The following is a 1690-nucleotide window of genomic DNA, read 5'->3' as shown; positions in this document are numbered from 1 at the left end:
TTCAGCACCACCAGCGGCACGGAGGCTACGATGTCAGCCACCACGCGGATGCACGCGTGAACGACGGGGTGGGCGTTGAAGCCCTGCACTCGGATCGTGCGACCATCGCGGCGGTACTCGCTCGGGTCCGCTGTACGGACCAACTGCATCTGCTGTATGCCGTTGGGGAAGTTGGGATACGTCACCGGCATGATGGAACGGGTGGACTCACCGCTCCCTGACAAGGCGCGTAGCGCATCGCTCACGCGCAACAGTAAGGACTTGCGATCGGACAAATGATGGCCCCGCGTTAGGAGTCTGCCACGCACAACACTAACGCGAAAGCAAGCAACGGCGCAACCCCTTACACGACAAACACCGACGGCCCCTTCTTGATAAGGGGCGCTAACGCATACCGCACGGCGTCCCAGACGTGATCGTTGCCGCTGACCAGATGCGGCAGAACCTCGTCGGTGCGGACGTCGGTCTTGTAGCGCCAGAGCCGCGCTTCCTCGATGGCTCGCTTGCAACGCGGGTGGATCACGATGTCGGTGTAGGAGCGGAGGTGCTGGATGCCGTCTTGCACCGACCCCGACCACTTGGGTGCGCCCTCGCATCGGAACCCGCGCTTCTTCATCTCGGCTATGGTCTCGGGCCGCGCCGAGTCCGCTCGGATGACAAAGGCCCGCGCATCAGGTACGCTGTCAAAGGCGCGGACAAGGGCGTCTGTATCCAACTGGATACCGCCCGCTTCGTGGTCGAGGTAGAGCCGGTTGTCGTGCGTGTAGCACTTAATGAGGACGGTCGGGTCGTGCGAGAAGCCCCAGTCCGCACCGAAGTACGGCCCCTGCCAGCCCTTCTCGGGCGCGAAGTCCATCACCCGCCACTTGCCTGCCAAGACCTGCGCGTCCGACCGCGCCCACGGCTTGCCGCCCCAGACGTGTTCGAAGGCTTCGGGATCGGCCTTGAGCAGAGCGTCAGCCTCTTGCTTCAGCACCGCAGGGAACCACGGGTTGTCCGTGTAGGAGACTTTGCGGACGATGGACCGCTCTGGCGTCTTGACGATGTAGCGTTGATAGGTGCTGTCCGATTCCATCGCCGGGTTGAACGTCACCCAGATCTCGGAGTTGTCCTTGCGGATGGTGGGGATGAGGGTGCGCCAAGACGTATCGCTCACGGCCTCGGCTTCCTCGACCCAGCAGATGTCAATGCCTTCGGTGGACTTGATCTGCGCGATGTCGCGCCGAAGGCCTTTGAACAAGAACTCGGTGCCATTGGCTCCGAGGATAGCCGACTCTTGCACCGTGTAGAAGTTGTCAAGGCCGAGCCGCGTCACTTGGTCAGCCAACACCCGATGCACCGAGTCGCGGATGGATGCCTGATACTCACGCGCACAGAGGATGCGGAGGGGCTGGGAGAGGCCGTGGACGAGCAAGGCGCGGGCGAACTGCCACGACTTGGCAGAGCCTCGACCGCCAAAGGCCACGCGGTAGCGGACGCCCCCGAGGGTCGGCGTGTAGAGGAACCCGAACGCTTTGGGGGTCTGGACGTTGAGTTGCGTCATCCGAACAGGTCAGGCTCGGCCCGTTGCGTCTGCCAATAGGCGATGCGACGGCGGGCGATCTCGACGTACTCGGCCTCAAGCTCGCACCCCAAGTAGCGGAACCCTTCAAGGACCGCCGCGCATCCGGTCGAGCCAGAGCCGTTGAAC

Annotated in this window: 2 protein-coding genes; both read right to left on the bottom strand. The window is 63.4% G+C overall.

What is annotated here, in order from left to right:
* Positions 1 to 191 (bottom strand): hypothetical protein (locus ACOVRJ_RS03545; protein ID WP_422042524.1); only part of this gene is annotated, 191 nt, incomplete at its 3' end.
* Positions 192 to 343: 152 nt separating this feature from the next.
* On the bottom strand, positions 344 to 1543 hold the full coding sequence (locus ACOVRJ_RS03540) for a PBSX family phage terminase large subunit (RefSeq protein ID WP_422042523.1): 1200 nt from the start codon (positions 1541 to 1543) through the stop codon (positions 344 to 346).
* Positions 1544 to 1690: the final 147 nt, after the last annotated feature.

It is taken from the genome of Roseateles sp., from assembly GCF_049240545.1.
Classification (GTDB): Bacteria; Pseudomonadota; Gammaproteobacteria; order Burkholderiales; family Burkholderiaceae_C; genus Paucibacter_A.
The sequence above is the reverse complement of the archived record's forward strand: the minus strand, read 5'-3'. Positions and strand labels throughout refer to the sequence as shown.

Excerpts from the sequence above, each read along its gene's own strand:
- ACOVRJ_RS03540 (WP_422042523.1), bottom strand. The coding sequence starts at position 1,543 with ATGACGCAACTCAACGTCCAGACCCCCAAAGCGTTCGGGTTCCTCTAC.